Genomic DNA, 924 nt, shown 5'->3' with positions numbered 1-924 from the left:
CCTGGCTCGGAATCTCCCGGAAGGTCGGATCGACCTCTCGAAGCACCTCAAGGATCGGCGGCATGGAGTCGCCGACGGCCACCGAGATCTCATGGAACTGGGCAAAATCGGCGTCGCCGGTCTGCATGGCGACCGCGTCCAGACGGCGACCGAGGACGGCGGAGTAACACTGGTAGGCCACGGTGCCGATGAGCACGCCGCGCAGACGGAAGAAGCCGGCTTTTGCCAGTTGCTCCACCACCTGGCCTGTCATCAACGGAGGACGCGGCAGATAGGCCTCGCGCGTCAACGTGGCAACGAGGCGGCGCCGGCCCTTCAGGTCGGCCTTCAGATCCTTGAAGGCCTCAACCCTCTTGGTGATTTCAGGATCGTCGACAGGACCGACGTAGCGACGATCCTGACCGGCAGCGTCGACCTTGGGCGTGTCGAAGTACCAGTATTTTTTGCCCTTGACCTCGACCGGCACGAACCTGCCGTTTGAGGAGAACTCGGACGTGAAGCTTTCGTCGAGGCTGCGCTGGACCAGTTCCGAGTAAAGCGTCTGGTAGGCGATATCGAGCGGTTGGGACGTGGCCATGACCAAGATCCGTTATACTAATTTCGCGAAACTCCAACGCAACCGAGTTATACCAACGGCCTTGAGGATTGACTCAGATTTGGGATTCCCAAATCAGTGAGTTTCTGACTCGATGGTTGCTTCTTAGGGAGGAGCGACATCGATGGGGGCGGCGGTAGGGATCACCCGGGTTGATTTGACGGCTTCTGAGCTTCGCAAGGCGGCGCAAAGGGAGAAAGACAGCAGCGCGGCGCGGCGGATGTTGGCGCTTGCGCTTGTTCTGGCCGGCACGGATCGCAGAACGGCGGCAGAGAGTTGCGGAATGGATCGCCAGACCCTGCGGGACTGGGTGCACCGTTACAATGCGG

At 60.7% G+C, this 924-nt stretch carries 2 protein-coding genes; one reads left to right on the top strand and one right to left on the bottom strand.

Going from position 1 to position 924, the window contains the following annotated elements; translation table 11 throughout:
* Positions 1–577 (bottom strand): GSU2403 family nucleotidyltransferase fold protein (locus J6497_RS40680; RefSeq protein ID WP_249793992.1); only part of this gene is annotated, 577 nt, incomplete at its 3' end.
* Between the two features lie 142 nt (positions 578–719).
* On the opposite strand from J6497_RS40680, the gene J6497_RS40675 reads away from it, so the two are divergent.
* On the top strand, positions 720–924 hold a 205-nt coding region (locus J6497_RS40675), incomplete at its 3' end, for a helix-turn-helix domain-containing protein (RefSeq protein ID WP_225708974.1).

It is taken from the genome of Bradyrhizobium cenepequi, assembly GCF_020329485.1.
Taxonomy (GTDB): domain Bacteria; phylum Pseudomonadota; class Alphaproteobacteria; order Rhizobiales; family Xanthobacteraceae; genus Bradyrhizobium; species Bradyrhizobium cenepequi.
The sequence above is the reverse complement of the archived record's forward strand: the minus strand, read 5'-3'. Positions and strand labels throughout refer to the sequence as shown.